Origin of the sequence: Coprococcus sp. AF16-5, assembly GCF_003479365.1 — a bacterium.
Classification (GTDB): domain Bacteria; phylum Bacillota; class Clostridia; order Lachnospirales; family Lachnospiraceae; genus Coprococcus; species Coprococcus aceti.
On sequence record NZ_QUGZ01000002.1, the window covers coordinates 575,283 to 595,461 of the forward strand.

19 protein-coding genes are annotated in these 20,179 nt (G+C 45.6%); 11 read left to right on the forward strand and 8 right to left on the reverse strand.

Annotated elements, in window-relative coordinates; all coding sequences use genetic code 11:
- Positions 1 to 4: 4 nt before the first annotated feature.
- Complete coding sequence (locus DWW70_RS07435; protein WP_118649564.1) at positions 5 to 565, reverse strand: M48 family metallopeptidase; 561 nt, start codon at positions 563 to 565, stop codon at positions 5 to 7.
- 6 nt (positions 566 to 571) lie between these two features.
- Positions 572 to 1,927, reverse strand: a complete 1,356-nt coding sequence (locus DWW70_RS07440) for a citrate synthase (protein WP_015534527.1) — start codon at positions 1,925 to 1,927, stop codon at positions 572 to 574.
- 147 nt (positions 1,928 to 2,074) lie between these two features.
- Between DWW70_RS07440 and DWW70_RS07445 the strand changes: the two genes are divergently transcribed.
- Positions 2,075 to 2,992 (forward strand): hypothetical protein, encoded by a 918-nt coding sequence (locus DWW70_RS07445; RefSeq protein ID WP_118649565.1) that lies wholly within the window; start codon positions 2,075 to 2,077, stop codon positions 2,990 to 2,992.
- Between the two features lie 98 nt (positions 2,993 to 3,090).
- Here the strand turns inward: DWW70_RS07445 and DWW70_RS07450 are convergent, their stop codons facing one another.
- Positions 3,091 to 4,365: a transglutaminase domain-containing protein gene (locus DWW70_RS07450; RefSeq protein WP_118649566.1), complete on the reverse strand. Its 1,275-nt coding sequence runs from the start codon at positions 4,363 to 4,365 to the stop codon at positions 3,091 to 3,093.
- Positions 4,366 to 4,539: 174 nt separating this feature from the next.
- Here DWW70_RS07450 and DWW70_RS14975 point away from each other — a divergent pair, with 174 nt between their 5' ends.
- Positions 4,540 to 4,716, forward strand: coding sequence for a DUF6472 family protein (locus DWW70_RS14975; RefSeq protein ID WP_022215981.1), 177 nt, complete (start codon positions 4,540 to 4,542; stop codon positions 4,714 to 4,716).
- A gap of 67 nt (positions 4,717 to 4,783) precedes the next feature.
- On the opposite strand, the gene DWW70_RS07455 is transcribed toward DWW70_RS14975, so the two are convergent.
- Complete coding sequence (locus DWW70_RS07455; protein WP_118649567.1) at positions 4,784 to 6,616, reverse strand: ABC-F family ATP-binding cassette domain-containing protein; 1,833 nt, start codon at positions 6,614 to 6,616, stop codon at positions 4,784 to 4,786.
- 377 nt (positions 6,617 to 6,993) lie between these two features.
- Here DWW70_RS07455 and DWW70_RS07460 point away from each other — a divergent pair, with 377 nt between their 5' ends.
- The 3 genes from DWW70_RS07460 (at position 6,994) to udp (ending at position 8,454) form a co-directional block, all read left to right on the forward strand.
- Positions 6,994 to 7,239, forward strand: a complete 246-nt coding sequence (locus DWW70_RS07460; protein WP_118649568.1) for an HPr family phosphocarrier protein — start codon at positions 6,994 to 6,996, stop codon at positions 7,237 to 7,239.
- A 118-nt stretch (positions 7,240 to 7,357) separates the two neighbouring features.
- Positions 7,358 to 7,591, forward strand: a complete 234-nt coding sequence (locus tag DWW70_RS07465; protein WP_015534532.1) for an HPr family phosphocarrier protein — start codon at positions 7,358 to 7,360, stop codon at positions 7,589 to 7,591.
- Positions 7,592 to 7,686: 95 nt separating this feature from the next.
- On the forward strand, positions 7,687 to 8,454 hold the full coding sequence (udp, locus tag DWW70_RS07470) for a uridine phosphorylase (RefSeq protein ID WP_416387267.1): 768 nt from the start codon (positions 7,687 to 7,689) through the stop codon (positions 8,452 to 8,454).
- Here the strand turns inward: udp and DWW70_RS07475 are convergent.
- From DWW70_RS07475 to DWW70_RS07485, 3 genes are all read right to left on the reverse strand, one after another.
- A complete protein-coding gene (locus tag DWW70_RS07475) occupies positions 8,444 to 9,010 on the reverse strand; it encodes a TIGR00730 family Rossman fold protein (RefSeq protein WP_118649570.1) in 567 nt (188 codons plus the stop codon). The two genes, udp and DWW70_RS07475, sit on opposite strands and share 11 nt — an antisense overlap.
- A gap of 186 nt (positions 9,011 to 9,196) precedes the next feature.
- Positions 9,197 to 10,240 carry a hypothetical protein gene (locus tag DWW70_RS07480; RefSeq protein WP_117550065.1) on the reverse strand — a complete coding sequence of 348 codons (1,044 nt, stop codon included), beginning with the start codon at positions 10,238 to 10,240 and terminating at the stop codon, positions 9,197 to 9,199.
- 39 nt (positions 10,241 to 10,279) lie between these two features.
- Positions 10,280 to 10,531: an acyl carrier protein gene (locus DWW70_RS07485; RefSeq protein ID WP_015534536.1), complete on the reverse strand. Its 252-nt coding sequence runs from the start codon at positions 10,529 to 10,531 to the stop codon at positions 10,280 to 10,282.
- 257 nt (positions 10,532 to 10,788) lie between these two features.
- Between DWW70_RS07485 and DWW70_RS07490 the strand changes: the two genes are divergently transcribed.
- From DWW70_RS07490 to DWW70_RS07500, 3 genes are all read left to right on the forward strand, one after another.
- Positions 10,789 to 11,742, forward strand: coding sequence for a D-2-hydroxyacid dehydrogenase (locus DWW70_RS07490; RefSeq protein ID WP_118649571.1), 954 nt, complete (start codon positions 10,789 to 10,791; stop codon positions 11,740 to 11,742).
- A gap of 62 nt (positions 11,743 to 11,804) precedes the next feature.
- The gene (locus DWW70_RS07495; protein WP_015534538.1) at positions 11,805 to 12,605 is read left to right on the forward strand and encodes a DNA alkylation repair protein; all 801 of its coding nucleotides are present in this window, start codon (positions 11,805 to 11,807) and stop codon (positions 12,603 to 12,605) included.
- A 39-nt stretch (positions 12,606 to 12,644) separates the two neighbouring features.
- The gene (locus DWW70_RS07500) at positions 12,645 to 13,664 is read left to right on the forward strand and encodes a PTS transporter subunit EIIB (protein WP_118649572.1); all 1,020 of its coding nucleotides are present in this window, start codon (positions 12,645 to 12,647) and stop codon (positions 13,662 to 13,664) included.
- A gap of 20 nt (positions 13,665 to 13,684) precedes the next feature.
- Here the strand turns inward: DWW70_RS07500 and DWW70_RS07505 are convergent, their stop codons facing one another.
- Positions 13,685 to 14,218, reverse strand: a complete 534-nt coding sequence (locus DWW70_RS07505; protein WP_022215975.1) for a TetR/AcrR family transcriptional regulator — start codon at positions 14,216 to 14,218, stop codon at positions 13,685 to 13,687.
- A 313-nt stretch (positions 14,219 to 14,531) separates the two neighbouring features.
- On the opposite strand from DWW70_RS07505, the gene glgB reads away from it, so the two are divergent.
- From glgB to DWW70_RS07520, 3 genes are all read left to right on the forward strand, one after another.
- Positions 14,532 to 16,409: a 1,4-alpha-glucan branching protein GlgB gene (gene glgB, locus DWW70_RS07510; protein ID WP_118649573.1), complete on the forward strand. Its 1,878-nt coding sequence runs from the start codon at positions 14,532 to 14,534 to the stop codon at positions 16,407 to 16,409.
- 12 nt (positions 16,410 to 16,421) lie between these two features.
- Positions 16,422 to 17,981 (forward strand): ABC-F family ATP-binding cassette domain-containing protein, encoded by a 1,560-nt coding sequence (locus tag DWW70_RS07515; RefSeq protein ID WP_055280133.1) that lies wholly within the window; start codon positions 16,422 to 16,424, stop codon positions 17,979 to 17,981.
- Between the two features lie 234 nt (positions 17,982 to 18,215).
- Entirely contained in the window at positions 18,216 to 20,093 is a 1,878-nt protein-coding gene (locus tag DWW70_RS07520; RefSeq protein WP_118016981.1) for a bifunctional homocysteine S-methyltransferase/methylenetetrahydrofolate reductase, read from the forward strand.
- The last annotated feature ends 86 nt before the right edge of the window (positions 20,094 to 20,179 follow it).

Below are 20,179 nucleotides of genomic sequence, written 5' to 3' on the forward strand. Positions count from 1 at the left end.
GGCTTTAACACCTGTAATTTTTGAGGGCGGAACGGAGCTCCTTGTATTTTGGGAGTACTTTTTCTACCTCGGCCCAGAAAAGTGCGGAGTGGTTCATCTGCTTTCTGTGACACAGCTCGTGGACTACCACGTAGTCTATGATTTCGGGAGTGGTGTTCATCAGTGCACAGTTGAAATTCAGGTTACCGGAGGAGTTGCAGCTTCCCCAGCGAGTCTTCTGATGCCTGATGGTGATCCTTCCGTAGGTCACGCCTATTATCTGAGCAAAATGTTCTACACGTGAAGGAATATATATCCGAGCCTGTTCTGACAGTGCCTTTATATCGGCATCTGTCAGGGCAGTGCTTGGATTTTTTTCGTCTGACATATTGGAAATTCTTTTCTGCATGATTTCCAGATGGCTGCGGATCCAGTTTTGTCTGGAATCCACAAAGCTTTGGATCTGACTGTCGGTCATTCTGAGGGGCGCACGAACCTTTATGTTGAGGTCTCTGTCTATCTCGATACAGATAGATTTGCGCCTGCTCCTGACGACAGAATATTCGAATTTATCAGAATTGTTCATGGCATATTACCTATCTTTGATAGGTACGTAGTCCTTAGGCTCTACAAGACTTGGATAAGCCGGACGCATTATCTTGTAGCTGTTGATCAGCTCCTCCATACGATGCGCACTCCATCCAACCACTCGGCCAATGGCAAATAGTGGTGTGTAGAGGGCGTAAGGGATCTTGAGCATCTTGTATAACAATCCGCAATAGTAATCTATGTTGATACACACACCCTTGTAGATCTTGCGCTCCTCGGCAATGACCTCAGGTGCGATGCGCTCTATGAGCTCGTATAATTTGAATTCGTCCTTCTCGTGCTTCTCCTCGGCGAGCTTTTCTACATACTCCTTGATAATGACAGCTCTTGGATCTGACAGAGAGTATACAGGCTGGCCCATTCCGTATACCACGCCCGATTTGTCAAATGCTTCGCCGCGAACGATCTTCCTGATGTACTCACGGATCTGCTCCTCGTCCGTAACATCCTCGACATTGCAGTGTATGTTCTTCATCATCTCCATGACCTTGAGGTCTCCACCGCCGTTGAGCGGTCCCTTGAGTGAGCAGAGTGCTGCTGCGACTGTGGCGTATGTATCTGAGCCAGATGATGTGACAACACGTGTTGTAAACGTAGAGTTGCTTCCGCCTCCGTGTTCCATGTGGAGAACAAGGGCAAGATCGAGAACCTTTGCCTCAAGCTGTGTGTACTTTCTGTCTGAACGGAGCATGCTCAGGATATTCTCCGCAAATGAAAGCTCAGGATCCGGCTTGTGTATATAACAGCTCTTGCCAAGCTCATAATGTCTGTATCCCTGGAAAGAATATACAGCGAGTCTTGGGAATACACTTATTATCATAAGACACTGCTGAAGAACGTTGTCCAGAGATATATCCGTCTCAGACTTATCGTATGATCCGAGGGCAAGGATACTCTTGGTCATATTTGAAATGATATCCTTGGTAGGGTTCTTCATTATGACATCTTGTATAAAGTTGTGTGGAAGGTCGTATGCAAGGTTGAGGACCTGTTTGAACTTGGCAAGCTCATTCTCGTCCGGAAGCTTTCCAAACAGTAACAGATATGTACACTCCTCGAAACCGAATCGTCCTTCCTTTGTAAATCCGTCTATCAACTGGCGGATCTCGTAACCTCTGTAATATAATTCACCGTCAGCAGGAGTATGCTTTCCGTCCTCCATTGTATACGCCCGGCTTAGTGAAATGTTGGTGATGCCGGCATTTATTCCTATTCCATTCAGATCACGAAGTCCACGCTTTACGCCGTATTCCTCGTAGAGGTTGTTATCTATGGTATCGTTTTCAATACAGAGACCAAGACGCTCCTTCGTAAATGAACTAAGATTATTGATTGACATATATAATACTCCTTTCAGGTAAGTCTTCATTGAATTATCTCACTTATTTACAACTATTGCAATCCGAAATGATTGTATGGGTGTAAAATATTATGTATAATGTACTGAGAATAAAGTTAAGACAAATGTTTTAGGAGGTAATATAAATTGGCAGACAGACAGGATATGGGGCAGAATAAAGGGAGCGCAGGAGCTCATAAGGGAACTGTGAGCCGTGCAACAACGAGCAGTGTGAAAAAGACACAGCCGGGCAAGGGAGTAGCGTCAGGCAGTCGGTCAGCATCAGGCAGCCGTCCTGTGTCGGGAAATCGTCCGGCATCGGGCAGCCACTTATCATCGGCGAGTCGTCCGAAAAGTGCAACTGCGCAGGACAAAAGGCGCACAAGTACGGGACGTCCACTTGAAAAGTCGGTGAAGTCCGTGTCTTCAGGAAGCAAGACCAGGAGACCGGCGAATAGCAGATCGTCAACAGGTTCCGGTAAAAAATCCGCGCAGAGCAGAAATAAAAAGAAGCGATATGAGCTGAATACGAAAATGATGGCCGTGGCGGCTCTGGTGGTTGGAATAGTGCTTGCACTTGTGATCACGATGATCATGAGATCCAGCATGCTCAGGGTCAAGCAGATCCAGACGGATTATAATATGGGTGATATATTTGATATAACAAACTATATTGAGCCGGACAGCAATGATGCCAGGCTGGAATATGACAACTCAGAATTTGCACCGGATAAGCTTGGTAAGTACACCATCAAATATAAGATCAGACGTGGAAAGTTAAGCAAGACAAAAAAGGCTGTGATAAATGTTGTTGACGAGGTAAATCCATACATAGACGGCCCGGACGAGATAGACGTTTCTATGGGAACGGATATAAACTGGAGTGATTATTACAATGTCACAGATGAGGATCCGGATGTGCAGGATTCGCTTAAAGCTTCTCAGGATGTGGACACAAGCAAGGAGAGAACCGTAACAGTGACTCTCACATCGGAGGACTGGGCAGGCAACAAGGCGTCCAGACAGATCACCGTAAATGTACTCAAGAGTAACTTTGATGAGTAGGGTGTAAACGAAATAAAATATCTTGAAAAATGACAGAAAAAAGCTCAATGCTGACGGGGATGAAATCCGAAAGCATTGAGCTTTTTGATTTTAGTATTTTATGAGATAGGCGGCTTTCTCAGCTCTGCATCCAGCTCTGAGTTGTCAACCACTGTTGTCTTGGTCTTTTTAACCTTTTCCTTTTTCTTCTTCGATCTGCTCTTGTGTATGTTCTTGATGAACATTACCACCAGAAGCAGGATAAGACCTATGCTTATGAGGACTACGGATAAACCGTATTTGTCCAGTATCTTGTCGATTATGTTGTAGCTTGACTTCTCCCACAGTCCATCCGCTTCAAGATCTGCCTGAACCTTTGAGAGGCAGTACTTTGTTCCGGTACACTTTGGTATACCCGGAAGTCTTGATGTGATGGCTGTAAGGTTGCTTGCCTGTTCGTCGGTTACATTGAAGTATGTATATGACAATGCCTCCTTACCTGTTGTGGTTATAGGATCGTCCAGACCGAGATTGATGAGATACCACTCTCCGCCGAGATAAACGGCATTCCATGCACAGTTGTTGATGTAACTCTCTTCTTTGAGCTGCTTCTGTGTGTCCATCGAGTCGTCCAGAAGATCTGAATTCTGTCCCTCAATGTACAGACATGGCACACCGACGTAATCCATAATGGCCTTGAAAGCCTTTGCATATCCGTAGGTGACTGCCGACTGATACTTGGAGTTGAACACGCCGTCTGCGGTGTATGCGTATATGTTGTCCTTGCTCTTAGATGTTGCATCTGAGGCATAATAAACTTTGTTGATGATCGAATTATGTATGAGATATACCTTCTCGTAATCCTTTGCGCTCTCATCCAGAGAAGCTGCATAATTCTTGACGGTCAGGTCAAAGTTGTTCTTGTATATGGAACGTGTATCTCCGTTGGCATACAGTGAATAGCACTCGATGGTGAGAGCTGTATATCTGAGTTCTCCCGAGGATTCCTGCTTGCACTGATAGCTGTCGGACATCCAGAAATACTCAGGATGATCGGCGAGCACAGCGTTGACGATCTGATCCATTCCATCGTTGCCGATAACTTCCCAGTCTTTGTTGCTGACCGACAATGTAAATGCTGTGTAATATCCGCCGTCCTGATAAGAAGCATTGGATGTCGACTCGTTGAATTCCTGAGCTGCATCGTTGATCTGTTTGTAGACGGTTCTGTACGCACTGTTGTCAAACTGGTCATAGAAATAAGTTCTGCCATCTATGGTATCGGTTTTGTTACTGCTGTCCGTATCATCTGTATCCGCCGCCTTTGCGACATATGGAGAAGATGATAATATCATGGTAAGCGTAAGCAGCAGTACAAGAAATTTTTTCTTCATAACTGGAACACACTCCTTCTTTTGCTTATGCAAAGCCCCTTTATATACTTCTTTCAATAATAACACATTATGGTTATTATTGCCAGAGAAAATGGGTTAAAGCGGTTGGATTTTGCTTCGCATATGTGTATAATAGTAAAAACCTGATGGTTAACGGATGGAAGGAGGAAACACATGGCTTCCAGTTGCGATATGTGTGCACACTATGTGTACGATGAAGAAGATGATTTTTATGAGTGCCTGGTGAATATGGATGAGGATGACTTTGCCAGATTTGTGGCAAGAGGCTACGACAATTGTCCGTATTTTCAGTTGGATGATGAATACAGGATAGTGAGACATCAGATGTGACGATTGAAGAAAAACGGGAGATGTGCAGCAGCGCGTCTCCCGTTTTTCTGGCAAATGATCAATGTGATCAGTTCTTTTCAAATGACTCCGCCAGCTCCGTGAGATACACATACCTCTCCAGAAGCTGATCCAGCTCTGATTCAAGCTGTTCCTTTTTCTGCGTGAGTTCGTTAAGCTTCACGAAATCTGACACAGAGTTGTTGATATCGGTCTCCGTCTGCTCTATCTCAGCTTCTTTCTGGGCGATGGTGTCCTCTATGGTGTCATATTCCCTCTGCTCATTGAAGGAGAACTTTTTCTTCACGGATGGATTCTGCGTTTTCTTTTTCTGGGCAGGTTCCTTGTCCGATGTGCTGACACGCTCCGGCTTTGTCTGGGTATTTGCCCCTGCCGATGCGCTGTTGGCAAATGAACCGTGGGTCAGATAATAATCGGTATAACCGCCCTCGAACTGTGAGATTCCGCCGCAGCCGTCAAACACCAGAAGCTTTCTTATGACTCTGTCCAGAAAATATCTGTCGTGTGATACGACTATCAATATGCCCTGGAAGGAATCAAGATAGTCCTCAAGTATACACAGTGTGGAAATGTCCAGATCGTTGGTCGGCTCGTCAAGGATCAGTACATTTGGCGATGATACGAGAACCTTCAATAAATACAGTCTTCGCTTCTCGCCTCCTGAGAGCTTCTCTATGCGCTGGTGCTGCAGAGTGCCGTCAAATAAAAATCTCTCACACATGGTGGATGCTGACATGAGACCTTCGGTGGTCTGGATATACTCTGCGGTTTCTTTGACGTAGTCGAGTACCTTCATGTTGGGATCCAAGGCTTCATTTTCCTGAGAGAAATATCCTATCCTTACGGTGTCTCCGATCTCTATGGTTCCGCTGTCCGGCTTGGTGACACCGGTTATGAGCTTCATGAGCGTTGTCTTGCCACAGCCGTTTGGGCCAACAACACCTATCCTGTCAGTCCTCAGGAAGTTGTATGAGAAGTCCGTTATGACCGGACTTGGTCTGCCCGGCCAGGTCTTGGCTATATGGGAGAGCTCTATTGTTTTGTTTCCCAGCCGGCTCGCGATTGAGCTCATGGTAACCGACTGAGTTTCCTTTATAAGCTCCTCACTTGCAAGCTTTTCATATCTCTGGATATGGGCTTTCTGCTTTGTGCTTCTGGCTCTAGCACCTCTCTGCATCCATGCGATCTCCTTGCGCAGGATATTCTGATGTTTGTTCTGAGTGGCAAGTGCGATGTTCTCACGCTCTGCCTTCAGCATGAGATAGCCTTCGTAGTTGGTATTGTAGCTGTAGGTTTTGCTTTTGTCGATCTCTACTATGCGGTTGCACACCTTGTCAAGAAAGTATCTGTCGTGGGTGACCATGACCAGAGCGCCCTTGTAGTTGTTAAGGTAATCCTCCAGATATTCTGTCATATCGTTGTCGAGGTGGTTGGTGGGCTCGTCCAGAACAAGAATGTCACATCTTGACAGCAGTGCCGCAGCCAGAGCGACCTTTTTTCGCTGACCTCCTGAAAGTGTGCTCACCATGAGGCTGGTGTCGTCAAATCCGAGACGGTGAAGAAATGCCTTGGCATCACCCTCTATGCTCCATTTGTTCTCCTCGTCGACATTTGCAGTGATGACATAGTCGTATATGCTGACCTTCTCTGCGAAGTCGGGGGTCTGTGGAAGATATTTTATGACCACGTTGTTTCCCTTTGACAACTGTCCTGAATCACATTCGTCTATGCCGGCTATGATCTTGAGGAGAGTTGATTTACCCGTGCCGTTTACGCCTATGACACCGATCTTTTCTCCTGAATTTACTGAAAAGTCTGCGTCATCGAACAGAATCTTGTCAGTGTATGCTTTTGAAAATCCTTTTATTGTAAGTAGATTCATATATGTTCTTATGGGGCTTTGTGCCCGCCCTTTCGTCAAAATGAGCCGTGAAAACGGCTTTGCATGTAAGTATTATTGTAATTGGGGAGAATTGACGAGTCAAGAAGCATATCATAATAGAAATACCATTTGAGAATAATTAAAAATAGACGAAAATATATAAGACCATGATCTCCACCCGACAGTATATTTGTAAAAAAACATTCCTGAATTTATACAACATGACTAAAAAGTAACCTTAAAAGGCGTTTTAGGTTAATAAAAACAAGCCATTTGCACAAATTGGTTTACAAAATTACAATTTTGTAATTTGCAAATTATTCCAAAAAGTAGTATAAATTGAACATTGATTACGGACAGGAATGGAGGTAATTATCATGGAATCAACAGATATCAAGGTTAAGCTCAATTCGGTAGAGCAGGTAAGACAGTTTGTAGAGACAATGAGAAAATATGATGGAGACGTTGATGTATATTCATCCAACAGGAATTATCTTGTAGATGGCAAATCAATACTGGGAGTTTTCAGTCTTGGACTTGATCAGGAACTCACAGTAAAGTTCTATAACGGAGCGACAGAGTCGTTTATAAATACATTACAGCCATTTATGCTGGCTGCATAAGGAGTATTTATTACAATAATTTCCATAGCTAATTCGTGGTCTGTATGCATTGACACATTCGTTGATGGAGTGTTAGAATGTCCTTATAAATATTAAGAGATATTAGGGGGCGCAGCCAATGCAGATTACAGAGATGAAAGCTAAAGTTAACACTATGGATGACATCAAGAAGTTTGTTGCATACCTGAATCAGTTTCCAAATGATGTTGACGTTTCATCAGCTCAGTACGTCGTAGATGGAAAGTCAATCTTAGGTGTGTTCAGTTTAAATCTTGAGAAGCCACTTACAGTGAAATTTCATGGAGAAGTTGCACCAGAGCTTCAGGCAAAGCTTGATGAGTTTAAGTGCTAATTCTATAGGATACATAAGAAAGCTTAGAAAAGCAGGCTGCAGATTTTCTGCAAGCCTGCTTTTCCTATGCTGTGAGACAAGTGTCAGGAGGGATGATTATGATATACGAAGCGGATCAGGGGTTGGAATACCATATAAAGGTAAATGAGGATATGATAGGCCGGTATGTTATCATGCCGGGGGATCCGAAGAGATGTAAGGCGATAGCAGCATATCTCGAAGATGCGGAGCTGGTGGCGGACAGCAGGGAATTTGTCACGTATACAGGCTATCTGGATGGAGAGAAGGTCAGTGTCACGTCCACAGGTATAGGCGGCCCGTCGGCGGCCATAGCCATGCAGGAGCTGGTGCACGCCGGTGCCCACACTTTTATCAGGGTTGGAACCTGTGGCGGTATGCAGACTGAGATCGTAGGCGGAGACGTGGTGATCGCCACGGGAGCTGTCAGGATGGAGGGCACGTCAAGAGAGTATGCGCCTATAGAGTACCCTGCGGTTGCGGATATAGATGTGGTGAATGCGCTCAGAGAGTCAGCAGGAGCACTTGGAGTGACGGCACACACAGGTGTGGTTCAGAGCAAGGACTCATTTTATGGACAGCACTCGCCGGGAATCATGCCGGTTGGATATGAGCTTATGAACAAATGGGAAGCGTGGAAGAAGATGGGCTGCAAGGCCTCTGAGATGGAATCTGCTGCATTGTTCATAGTTGGAGCGTTCCTGCGGGTCAGGGTCGGTGCGTGCTTCCTTGTGGTGGCAAATCAGGAGAGGGCTGCAGCCGGTCTCCCGAATCCTGAGGTACACGACACCGATAAAGCCATACGTGTGGCTATTGAAGCTGTGAAGAAGCTTATCAGAACTTGAATACACGACCTATGTCTGTCTTGTAGCTTTCAAGATAGTCAAGGATCTCATCTGAATTATCCATGACGGTATATATCTCGTTGGTCGCAGGCGTCATAAAGCCTTTGTCCGACGTCTCTTTGAGCATGGACAGAAGATGATCGTAGAATCCGTTCTGATTGAAAATTACGATTGCTTTGCCGTGACGTCCGAGCTGCTTGAGCGTGAGGATCTCAAAGAATTCCTCGAGAGTGCCAATTCCGCCGGGCGTTATGATGAAAGCGTCTGCCTTATCTTCCATGATCTGTTTGCGCTCTCTCATGGTCTCAGTGGTTATCAGCTCGGAGACATTCTCAAACAGTATTCCATCAACATTAAAGAATGAAGGAGTGACGCCTATTATGGTGCCATTTTTCTCGTATACACCCCTTGCCACTGCGCCCATGAGCCCATTTGCTCCAGCGCCGTACACAAGAGTGTGGCCTCTTTTGGCGATTTCCCTTCCTAAATATTCTGTTTCTTCTATATAAGATCTGTCAATGTCGTTGCTTGACGCGCCGTATACACATACATTCATAAAAACCTCCAATGTGACAATGCCAGGTATTCCTGAACTGCCGTAAAAATCATTTATTAAACAGTATATAGAAGTAAATGATAATTTGGAAGAAATTATTTATAAAATAATGTAAAATCGCAAAAAAATGCGGAGCAGCCATAGGACTGCCCCGCAAAGGGAAAACATGAAAAGAATGATATGAGATTACAGAAGCTCAACAACTTTGCCCAGAACTGCGATCTCTTTTTCTTTTGCACCCATAAGGTACTTCTCAAATCTGTCCATACAGTCAACCTTGCCTGTGATGGAGGTCTTGATGAGAAGGTTTCTGGCGGTGAGCATGGTGTTCTCAACCTCCATATAATCATTCAGGATATCACCGTTGAATTCAATATATCTGTGATCCATCATGTACTTGAGTCTCTCCATCATGAGAACCTTGTGGTCATACAGGATGTGAAGAGCACGTATATCAAAGTCTGGGTCCTCTGCTGAAAGCTGCTTGCCGATCTGCTTCAGAACCGCATCGTAGACATCAACCCCAAATACTGTGTCCTTAAAACGATTCCTCATCATACGGAAGTGATTCTTGGTATCCTTTGACTCAAGGTACTCGATGAGGGTATCCTTGATATACTGTGTGTCGAGTTCGTAGTATGTATCAGCCAGATTCTTCTGGATCACGTATATTCCACGGCGTCCCTTGTAGTCGTCCTTGAAAATATGATCCTCCTGGGCTGTGATGGTGTCATAGCCGTTTCTCACATCTGAGTATGATACTTTTGAGTAGGAATAATGCTCGCCAAATGTGAAATCTCCAACATAGAACTGCTGCTCCTCGTCGTCATATCCGTAGATGAAGAGCTCGTGTGGGAATTTGTAGTCGGCACCGGAATCGCAGAGGATCTTAGCCTCGTCAAATACTCCGTATACATATCCGCCCAGATTGATGGTCTTCTTGATGAAAGTGAGAATATCTCCGCAGTAGCTCTCTACCTGCTCCTTTGTCATGAGAGAGAAGAGAAGATAAGGGCATTCCTTAAGTGAACTGCTTCCCGGCATCATATCTGCAAGAAGCATCTCATCTCCTGTGAAGATCTCTTCGATGTTGTAACATCTTAACTGTATATAATTGCTGAATATCCAATTCTTGGCTTTCTCGTCGTCCCCTATGATCGAGAAAAGTGTGGCATGCCACTGCCAGGATGTTATCATTGGATAGCTTATTGGCAAAATCTTTTTGCTCATGTGCTTATTACCTCCATTTCATATTAAGATTACGTGATGTTAGCTGACCTTGGCTGCTACAGCCTTGACTACATCGTTCATGTCATAGTAGAGGCCAAGTGCAAGCTCAGAATCATCAAATTCAATGTTAAAAGCCTGCTCAAGTCCGACGATGAACTGAATGATGGAAACGGAATTCACGCCATATTCGGTGGTGAGTTCTGCAGTCATGTCCAGCTTGCCCGCATCTATGTCTGGAAGAATATCAGAAAAAACCTCCAATACTTTTTTTGTTAATGTGTCTTTGTCCATTTCAAACCTCCCATTCGTTTTGATATGTTACCAATGCACGTTACTTATATTTTAATGTGTTTGACAGTATTTTTCAATAAAATTATTCAATCCGTACAGAAATATTTGTGCATTTTTGTGTTAAATGTTAAAATTACCGTGAAGTATATGGTGTAAAATATGGTATAGTTGAATAAAATATTATAATTTTTTTAAAAAAATCAGACAGTTGATGTAAAATATAGAACAACAATATACGATAAGGCAGGGTGATGGACATGAAGATAGTTGTTCTGGATGGATGTGCGGCGAATTCCGGCGATATTAGCTGGGACAGTATTGGCAAGTATGGCGAGCTGACGGTGTATGACAGAACCGACAGGTCAGAGGTGGTCTCAAGGATAGGCGATGCGGAGATCATAACAACGAACAAGACGGTGATAGACAGGGCTGTGATCGAGGCCTGTCCGAACCTCAGATATATAGGTGTGCTTGCCACCGGCTACAATGTTGTCGATGTGGAGGCGGCACATGAGCACGGCATAGTGGTTACAAATGTTCCGGCATACAGTACGGATGCTGTGGCGCAGTTTACATTTGCACTGCTTCTGGAACTGGCAAACAGGGTCGGGGCGCATGATGCGTCAGTGAAGGACGGTGGCTGGGTGAGAAGTAAGGATTTCTCCTACAGTGTGATGCCGACCATGGAGCTTGCGGGCAAGACTATGGGTATCATAGGCTATGGCAGTATAGGTATGAAGGTGGCTGAGATCGCACATGCATTTGGCATGAGGGTGCTGGTGAACAGCCGGACGAGGAAAGTCCTGCCGGATGGCGATTGGATAAGCTGGGCTGAGAGGGATGAACTGTTCGCACGGTCGGATGTGATAAGCATACACTGTCCTCTGTTCCCTGAGACGGAGGGAATGATAGACAGGAGTGCGATAGGCCGGATGAAGAAGACTACATTCATCATAAACACTGCCAGAGGCGGCTGCATAGTGGAGAAGGATCTGGCAGATGCCCTGAACGAGGAACGTATAGCTGGAGCCGCGGTGGATGTTATAGCACAGGAGCCTATGGCGGCGGACAATCCGCTTCTCACGGCAAAGAATGTGATCATAACACCACATATCGCCTGGGCACCGAAGGAGGTCAGGGAGAGACTTCTCAATATAGCGGGTGGCAATATAGAGGCGTTTCTCAATGGAAAGCCTGTAAATACAGTATAAAAAGAATAAGATTAGCCATTGAGCAGAAATTTAGCTGTAAGAAGAAAGGATAGATCAGGAAGATGGAGAGCAGTTCTTTTGAGGATGTGAACAGACTGGTTAGGTCTGAACTGTATGAGCACATGGATCCGGAATTTGGCAAATATCTGGCCATGAACCTTCCGGGCTGTGGCAATATAATAGGTGTGAGGCTGGATGACCTGAAGGAGATAGCCAGACAGATAGCCGACATAAACTGGAAGGAGTATCTGAAGCATGCGCCGGATGATACGCTGGAGGATGTGGTCATTCAGGGGCTTGTCCTTGGATTCGCACAGGGCAAGCTGGAGGAGATACTTGCATATGCCGATGAATTTGTTCCCAAGATAGACAACTGGTGGGTGTGTGACTCGTTCTGCAGTACATTTGTGGCGGCATCCATGTACCCGGAGATAGTGTGGGAATTCATCATGAAGTATATGGGAGATTCCGAGCTGAATCCTGCGTGGAGAAAGAAGGAGGAGGCAGAGATTCCAGAGGGACAGGGAGGCATCGCAGTAGGAACCTGGCAGGATATGTCCGATGACTTCAGACTCAGGTTCGTGGCTATCATGCTGAAGTGCTACTTTGTGAATGACAAGTATATCGACAAATGCCTTTATGCATTTGAACATATGCAGGATGGCGGCTACTATGCAAAGGACGGTGTAGCCTTTGGCCTGGCGGAGAGCTATTTCGTGTTCCCGGACAAGACGATTGAGTACATAAAAGGTGCACAGTTTGACAGGCAGATTCTGGAGATGACTAAGAACAAGATAGAGAAGATATACAGGCTGCCGGAGGCGGATGTGAACAGGTTTGCGGAAGTTATAAATGAATATTAAAATTAAGAGAAGGACATTATATTTGCAGGAGGAATTCTTATGAGAAATTTGAATGCGGATATGGATGTCCTTTTTGCTTTGGCTGGGATCAATAATATTGAAAATAAGTTTATGGTGGCAATGGTGCTGGTGATTGTCTGTTTGGCGGCTGCGGTATGTCTGACCGTATGGATAAGAAAATATGTCAGGGGAAATGCCTCAGGCAGTCTGGAAGATAGTCAGGATGAGCGGGAGGACAGGGAGTATTCATCGGAGGATAACTACATCGATGGTGATGCTGTAGCCATTGCCATTGCTGGAGCTTTGGGAGGAACAGCAAATATTTACAGTCTGAGGAGCAGTGATACAAGACTTAGAGTTACGGTGAACAACGGGGCGCTGGTGGACAGGAGAAGACTGAAAGCCACAGGAGCTCTGGGAATACTGGCAAAGGGCAGGCAGGTGCAGGTATTCTATGAGGATCAGGTGGAAAGGATATGCCGAGAGCTTGGAAGATATATAGATGGACACAGGAAAGATAATATTGAACAGGAGGCTGAGATCGATTATGAAAGAGTGCTTAAGAAGGTGTATGTGCCTGTTGAAGGTGATGTTGTGCGCGTATCTGATATACATTGCCTACAGAACCTGGGAGACGGGAGTGTCGGCTTGTGTGCGATTCGAGCCACACGGGGAGAGATCAGAGCGCCGTTTGACTGCAAGGCTGGATATAGTAAAGCCGGAGAAGGTCAGATAGAGTGTACATCTGAGGAAGGATACGTGGTGAGGATATATCTGATATCAGAGATCGACACCGGATGGCAGAGGACACAGAGCTATGTAGATATAAGACTTACATGTGGTGATGGTGAGAAGGTGCGAAAAGGAAGGCTGCTTGCAGAGTATCCATATGAGACGCTTGCTGGCAGAGGCGAAACTGTATATGCTGTGCTGGAGGTGCATTCCGATGAAAATGCTGATACAGGTCATTCTGGTGGTATAGATAAAGGATATCAGCTTAAGATAAACAGGAGAGAGAAAGTGAATTATGAATATGTGGCATGCGAGCTTGTCGTCTGAAAAGCTCACATGCCATTTATTTACGCTCTGGTTGCCCTGTCTATGATTCCAGCAAGGGTATCTATGACCATAGCGGCATCCTGATCTTTGTATTTCAGGAAAGTATAAGCACAGCCTTGTACGAACATTGACACCTCAACATTCTTGGCAAGGTCATCTCTGAACTCGGGACGGACGTCATATATCTTTTCCTTGATGAGGGCGTCGAGCTTGTTGGTCAGGACTCCGTAGCTTCTATTGTCATCAGGAAAGAGTATGGAGAACAGATGTCCCTGATTGATAAATGCATTGCACAACTGTCTGCTTGCTTCTGCAGGATTGGTAAGCATATATTCGGGATTTGGAATGTCACCGATGAGGGACAGAAGAGCATCATTTTCAAGGTATTCCGACAGATCATATATATCCTGAAAATGCAGATAGAAAGTCTGCTTGCTGATATTGGCCTTTTCTGTGAGTTCCTTCACTGTGATCTTCTCCACAGGTTTGGTGGCACGCAGTTCGATAAATGCGCTGAATAAGCTGTTGCGTGTACGCTGAATCCTTCTGTCCATAAAAGCTCCTTTCTGATCATACAAAAGCTGTACGCGGGTAATGATTATAAATGGCTGTAAGCGCCCTGATGATGCTCTATGCATTATAATATAGAATACAACAAAAGAAAGATATAGTCAAAAAAACGTATATACATATTAAATCTAATTGTCAATAATTGTCTGGAGTAAATTATTTTACTTTTATCAAAAAACGAATATTCATATAGCGGATGTGCAACGGTATACTGAAGGTAATTTACTACAGTCAAGAAATGACTGCGAGGGCTTGGGTGATGAGACTTGAATATTAACCTTGTATGGAGGAAAAGTTATGGATTTGTATGAGTTTTATTCAGGAAGGTGCTTTGATGCTTATAATGAGCTCGGCGCACACGTTGTGAAGGAGAATGTGGGCAAGAGCAGGAGGAAGACCGTGATAGGCGTGGATTTTGTGACGTATGCGCCGAATGCGGAGTCGGTGACGGTCACAGGTGAGTTCAATTCCTGGGGAGAGACCACCATGAAGAGGTGCTACGACGGCAGCTTTTTCAAGTGTTTTGTGCCGGGGGCAAAGGCTGGACAGATGTATAAATATAAGATATACCAGAGAGATGGATATTGTGTGGATCACTGTGATCCGTATGGATTCGGCATGGAGCTGAGACCGGCATTTGCATCTATAATAAGAGATATGGATGAGTATACATTTGGCGATGCAAGATGGATGAGGACACGGAATGAGTGCAAGGGTGGTCCGCTCAATGTGTATGAGATGCACATGGGCTCATGGCACTGCAAGCCGGTGTATGATGAGAATGGAAAACAGCTGACACCGGAAGAAGTCATTGAGACTGACCGAGTTGCTGAGGGCTGGTATACATACAGAGAGATAGCACCGATGCTTGTGGAATATCTGAAAGAGCAGGGCTACAATTATGTGGAGTTTATGCCGCTTTCGGAGCATCCATGTGATGAGTCATGGGGCTACCAGAATACCGGATTCTTCAGTCCGACGGCTAGATACGGAACGGCGGATGACTTGAAGTTCCTCATCGACACGCTTCACAAGAACGGCATAGGTGCCATCATGGACTATGTGCCTGTGCATTTTGCACTGGATGGATATGGACTTGCAAAGTATGACGGAACCAATCTGTATGAGCATCCGACCGATGATGTGGGCTACAGCGAGTGGGGTAGTAAGAATTTCATCCATTCCAAGGGAGAAGTTCAGACATTCTTAAAGAGTGCGGCGAATTACTGGCTCACAGAGTATCATTTTGATGGCCTAAGAATGGATGCCATCAGCAGGATAATCTACTGGATGGGCGACGAGTCTAGAGGTGTAAATGACAGGGCGGTCGAGTTTATAAAGGGGCTTAACCAGGGACTTAAGGACAGACACCCGTCATGTATTCTCTGCGCCGAGGATTCCACGGACTACAAGGGAACCACCAAGGAAGTCGGATACGGCGGACTGGGATTTGACTACAAATGGGATATGGGTTGGATGAATGACACATTGAATTTCTTCAGGACTCTGCCGTTTTGCAGAGGCGACCAGTATCACAAGCTGACATTCTCCATGATGTATTTTTATAATGAGAGATACATGCTGCCACTCTCGCATGACGAGGTTGTGCATGGCAAGGCAACCATAGCCCAGAAGATGGCGGGATCATATGAAGAGAAATTCCCAAATGCAAAGGCACTCTACGCCTACATGTATGCGCATCCGGGCAAGAAGCTTAACTTCATGGGTAACGAGATAGCCCAGCTAAGAGAGTGGGACGAGAAGCGTGAGCAGGACTGGGATATACTGAAATACCCGAACCACGATTCATTTAACAGATTTATAAAAGATTTGAATAAGCTCTATCTGAAAGAGCCTGCGTTGTCAGGGTGGGATGATGATCCTCACGGGTTTGACTGGATACTCTGTGGCAAAGAGCAGGATGTTGTATATATATTCCAGAGAGTTATTGAGGAAAATAAGATAGTAGTAGTCATGAACCTATCAGGAAATACATACAGGGATTATCATTTCAGATACGGTGAGGGCAATTCCATGAAAGTCCTCATGAATACGGATTGGAACAAATATGGCGGCAGCACCAAAGACACCATGAAGAGTATCAAGGGCGTATGCGGTGACTTCGGCTTTGATCTTCCGGCTCTGTCTGTAATGTATTTAAAGCCGGTGGATTAGTAAAAAGGAGAGATTATGATATTAGATGTAAGCAACCTCAGCCATGGATTTGGTGACAGGGCAATATTTGAAAATGTGTCATTCAGACTTCTGGCAGGCGAGCATATAGGGCTTGTCGGCGCAAATGGTGAAGGTAAATCAACCTTCATGAATATAGTGACGGGCAGTCTCATGCCGGATGAGGGTACAGTGACCTGGGCGAAGAATGTGAAGGTCGGATATCTGGATCAGCACACGGTCCTTGAGCCGGGCATGACCATAGGCGGAGTGCTGAGGGATGCGTTCTCCAGACTTTTCGATATGGAGAAGAGGATAAATGAGATATGTGACAAGCTGGCGGAGGTCACTGACGAGGATGAGATGAACACCCTTCTTGAGGAGATGGGACTTCTTCAGGATCTTCTGGACAGCCATGACTTCTATATAATAGATTCGAAGGTTGAGGAGGTTGCCAGAGCATTTGACCTGTTGCAGCTTGGACTGGACAAGGATGTAACTGAGCTGTCGGGCGGACAGAGAACCAAGGTTCTGCTGGCGAAGCTTCTGCTTGAAAAGCCGGAGATACTTCTGCTCGACGAGCCTACGAATTATCTTGATGCACACCATATAGAGTGGCTCAAGAGATACCTTCAGGAATACGAGAATGCGTTTATTCTTATATCCCATGACATTCCGTTCCTGAATTCAGTTGTAAATATCATATACCATATGGAGAATTGTCAGCTGGGCAGATATGTCGGCGATTATGACAAGTTCCAGGAGGTGTATGCGGTGAAGAAATCCCAGCTTGAGGCTGCGTACAGAAAGCAGCAGCAGGAGATATCTGAGCTGAAGGATTTTGTGGCGAGAAATAAAGCCCGGGTTGCCACAAGAAATATGGCTATGTCCAGACAGAAGAAACTTGACAAGATGGATGTCATTCAGCTTGAGCGTGAGAAACCGAAGCCTGAGTTCAACTTCAAGGAAGCGAGAACCTCTGGTAAGGTCATATTCGAGACCGATGATCTGGTGATAGGTTACAGCAAGGACAAGCCGCTTTCCAAACCGATGAATCTCCGCATGGAGCGCGGTGACAAGATAGCCATCACAGGAACGAATGGTATAGGAAAGACGACATTCCTGAAGAGTGTGCTTGGACTTATCCCGGCTATATCCGGCAAGGCGCAGCTTGGCGACTATCTGCACATTGGATACTTTGAGCAGGAGGTCAAGCCGAGTGAGAATACATGCCTGCAGGAAATCTGGGAGGAATTCCCGGGATATACCCAGTATGAGGTACGTGCGGCTCTTGCCAAATGCGGACTTACCACCAAGCATATCGAGAGCAAGGTGAAGGTTCTCTCGGGCGGCGAGCAGGCGAAGGTGAGACTTTGCAAGTTAATCAACACTGATACAAATGTGCTTCTGCTTGACGAGCCGACAAACCATCTTGACGTTGATGCCAAGGATGAACTTAAGCGTGCTCTCTCGGAGTACAAGGGTTCTATACTTCTGGTATGTCATGAACCGGAGTTCTATGACGGCCTTGTGACAGATGTATGGAATCTGGAGCAGTACACGCTGCTCCAGTGATCAGATATTATAAAATTGTCAGGTTCAAATAGATCTTTTGAACCTGGCAATTTTTTAGCGTAAATTTGACTAATCGCAATTCCTATATTATTCTATATAGGACAGTTTAATATGGTAAAGTGCTAAAGATAAATGCGCACTCAGCGCAGAAATAGATACATCTGCTCAAAAAGTACTGTATAATCGTACGGATATAGACGCAGGTGAAAAATAATATTAGGATGGAGATGTTAGATGAATATACTTGAGAGTTTAAAGGATAAATTACTTGTTGCAGACGGGGCATTTGGAACCTGTTATGTGGGAATGTACGGAGAGCAGGGAACTGTCGCTCCTGAGCTTGCAAACATGCGTCACCCGGAGCGGGTGCTGGAGATCCATAAAGAGTATGTGAAGGCGGGAGCCGGGCTTATAAGGACAAATACATTTGCGGCAAATACAGCGAGCCTTGATGCTGACACGGATTATGTCATTTCAAATGTGCGTGCGGCGGTAAAGCTTGCGAAGCAGGCTGCGGAAGAAGATGTGGAAGCAGCAGATTGTGTCAGGACGAGTGATGCAGTTGTGACAGAAGCCGATGAATCTGGAACATATCGAAAAAAGGTGTCCGTTGCTGGAGATATAGGTCCGATACCTGCGGATGCCGGTCTCACGTTGAATGAAAGGGTGTCACAGTACAAGCTGCTGGGTGAGGCGATGCAGGACATGGGAGTGGATATCATCTGGTTTGAGACATTTCCTGAGTTCAATGTGCTCGAGCCTGTGGTGAAGCACCTGAAGGCAAGAAAGAACACGCCGGTCATGGTGTCGTTCTGCGTGAACCAGTTTGGGTACAGCAACTGTGGATTTTCGGCAAGGGCATTGCTCTCCCAGGTGGCAGGAAATCAGGACGTGGACTGTGTTGGATTCAACTGCGGAGTTGGTCCGTACCATATGCTTCAGCTTCTGAAAAAGCTGGATATAGACTGCGGAAAGCCTGTATCAGTCATGCCGAATGCGGGATACCCGAAGTTTACACAGAGCAGACTGGTGTTCAATGACAACAAAGAGGGATTCATAGATAAGATCCAGGACATAGCGGCGCTTGGTGCAGATATCATAGGAGGATGCTGCGGAACAAATCCTGAATACATACATCAGATCATGGAGCGGGTGAAAACCGGAGATATTGCAAAGGCTGCCAAGGTTCATGTTGAAAAGGTACAGGCTGACAGTGCTGTAAAGGACAATTTCCTCAAAGGACGTCTGGAGCGTGGCGGGGCAGCCACAAAAAATGCCGACGGACACAAGCACAAGCTGATTGCTGTGGAGCTGGCACCTCCGGTGGATGTCAACGATCAGAAGCTGCTTGATGCAGCCCATATACTTAAGCAGTCACATGTGGATGTGGTGACATTCCCTGATTCGCCATCGGGAAGAACCAGAGCGGATTCCATACTCATGGCGGAGAAAGTGCATAAGGAGACAGGACTCAGGGTCATGCCGCATCTGTGCTGCCGTGATAAGAATGCCATAGCCATAAGGGGAAGCGTGCTCGGTTCACAGCTTAATGGCATAAAGGATTTTCTTGTCATAACAGGTGATCCGGTTCCGGTCATGTTCAGACAGACGACCAGGAGCGTGTTCAACTTTGATTCAGTCGGAATGATGAAGCTGCTGCAGTCTATGAACGAAGAGGTGTTCAGCGGGGATAAGATCACCTACGGCGGAGCGATCAACCAGAACAGACTTAACACAAAGTTTGAGATAGACAGAATAAAGAGAAAGATGGAAGCCGGGGCTGAATTCTTTCTGACACAGCCGGTGTTCTCCAGAGAGCAGGCGCAGATCCTCAGAGACATGAAGGCTGAGACCGGCGCGACAATACTTGTGGGAATCATGCCGCTTGTCAGCAGGAGAAATGCCTTGTTCATGAAAAATGAGATGTCAGGCATAGAGATCCCGGACGAGATCATAGAGAGATACAGTGAAAATGCCACAAGGCAGGAAGGCGAGGAGTGCGGCATACAGATTGCCAGAGATATACTTGAGTACACTTCGGATTTTGCAGATGGATATTACTTCTCGTTCCCATTCAACAGAGTACATATGCTGGCACATATCGTTGACTAAAATGTGAGTCAAGGTTATTATGGAATAAGCGGTGTTGCCGGGGAAAACAGGGATTCCGGAGCAGCGCTATATAGGAGAGGCGCTGT

Bases quoted from the DNA above. Each gene is read 5' to 3' on its own strand.
- DWW70_RS07435 (WP_118649564.1), bottom strand. From the start codon at position 565: ATGAACAATTCTGATAAATTCGAATATTCTGTCGTCAGGAGCAGGCGC.
- DWW70_RS07500 (WP_118649572.1), top strand. From the start codon at position 12,645: ATGAGAAATTTGAATGCGGATATGGATGTCCTTTTTGCTTTGGCTGGG.
- DWW70_RS07495 (WP_015534538.1), top strand. From the start codon at position 11,805: ATGGAGAGCAGTTCTTTTGAGGATGTGAACAGACTGGTTAGGTCTGAA.
- DWW70_RS07455 (WP_118649567.1), bottom strand. From the start codon at position 6,616: ATGAATCTACTTACAATAAAAGGATTTTCAAAAGCATACACTGACAAG.
- DWW70_RS07520 (WP_118016981.1), top strand. From the start codon at position 18,216: ATGAATATACTTGAGAGTTTAAAGGATAAATTACTTGTTGCAGACGGG.
- glgB (WP_118649573.1), top strand. From the start codon at position 14,532: ATGGATTTGTATGAGTTTTATTCAGGAAGGTGCTTTGATGCTTATAAT.
- DWW70_RS07480 (WP_117550065.1), bottom strand. From the start codon at position 10,240: ATGAGCAAAAAGATTTTGCCAATAAGCTATCCAATGATAACATCCTGG.
- DWW70_RS07490 (WP_118649571.1), top strand. From the start codon at position 10,789: ATGAAGATAGTTGTTCTGGATGGATGTGCGGCGAATTCCGGCGATATT.
- DWW70_RS07475 (WP_118649570.1), bottom strand. From the start codon at position 9,010: ATGAATGTATGTGTATACGGCGCGTCAAGCAACGACATTGACAGATCT.
- DWW70_RS07465 (WP_015534532.1), top strand. From the start codon at position 7,358: ATGCAGATTACAGAGATGAAAGCTAAAGTTAACACTATGGATGACATC.
- DWW70_RS07505 (WP_022215975.1), bottom strand. From the start codon at position 14,218: ATGGACAGAAGGATTCAGCGTACACGCAACAGCTTATTCAGCGCATTT.
- DWW70_RS07450 (WP_118649566.1), bottom strand. From the start codon at position 4,365: ATGAAGAAAAAATTTCTTGTACTGCTGCTTACGCTTACCATGATATTA.
- DWW70_RS07460 (WP_118649568.1), top strand. From the start codon at position 6,994: ATGGAATCAACAGATATCAAGGTTAAGCTCAATTCGGTAGAGCAGGTA.
- DWW70_RS14975 (WP_022215981.1), top strand. From the start codon at position 4,540: ATGGCTTCCAGTTGCGATATGTGTGCACACTATGTGTACGATGAAGAA.
- DWW70_RS07440 (WP_015534527.1), bottom strand. From the start codon at position 1,927: ATGTCAATCAATAATCTTAGTTCATTTACGAAGGAGCGTCTTGGTCTC.
- DWW70_RS07485 (WP_015534536.1), bottom strand. From the start codon at position 10,531: ATGGACAAAGACACATTAACAAAAAAAGTATTGGAGGTTTTTTCTGAT.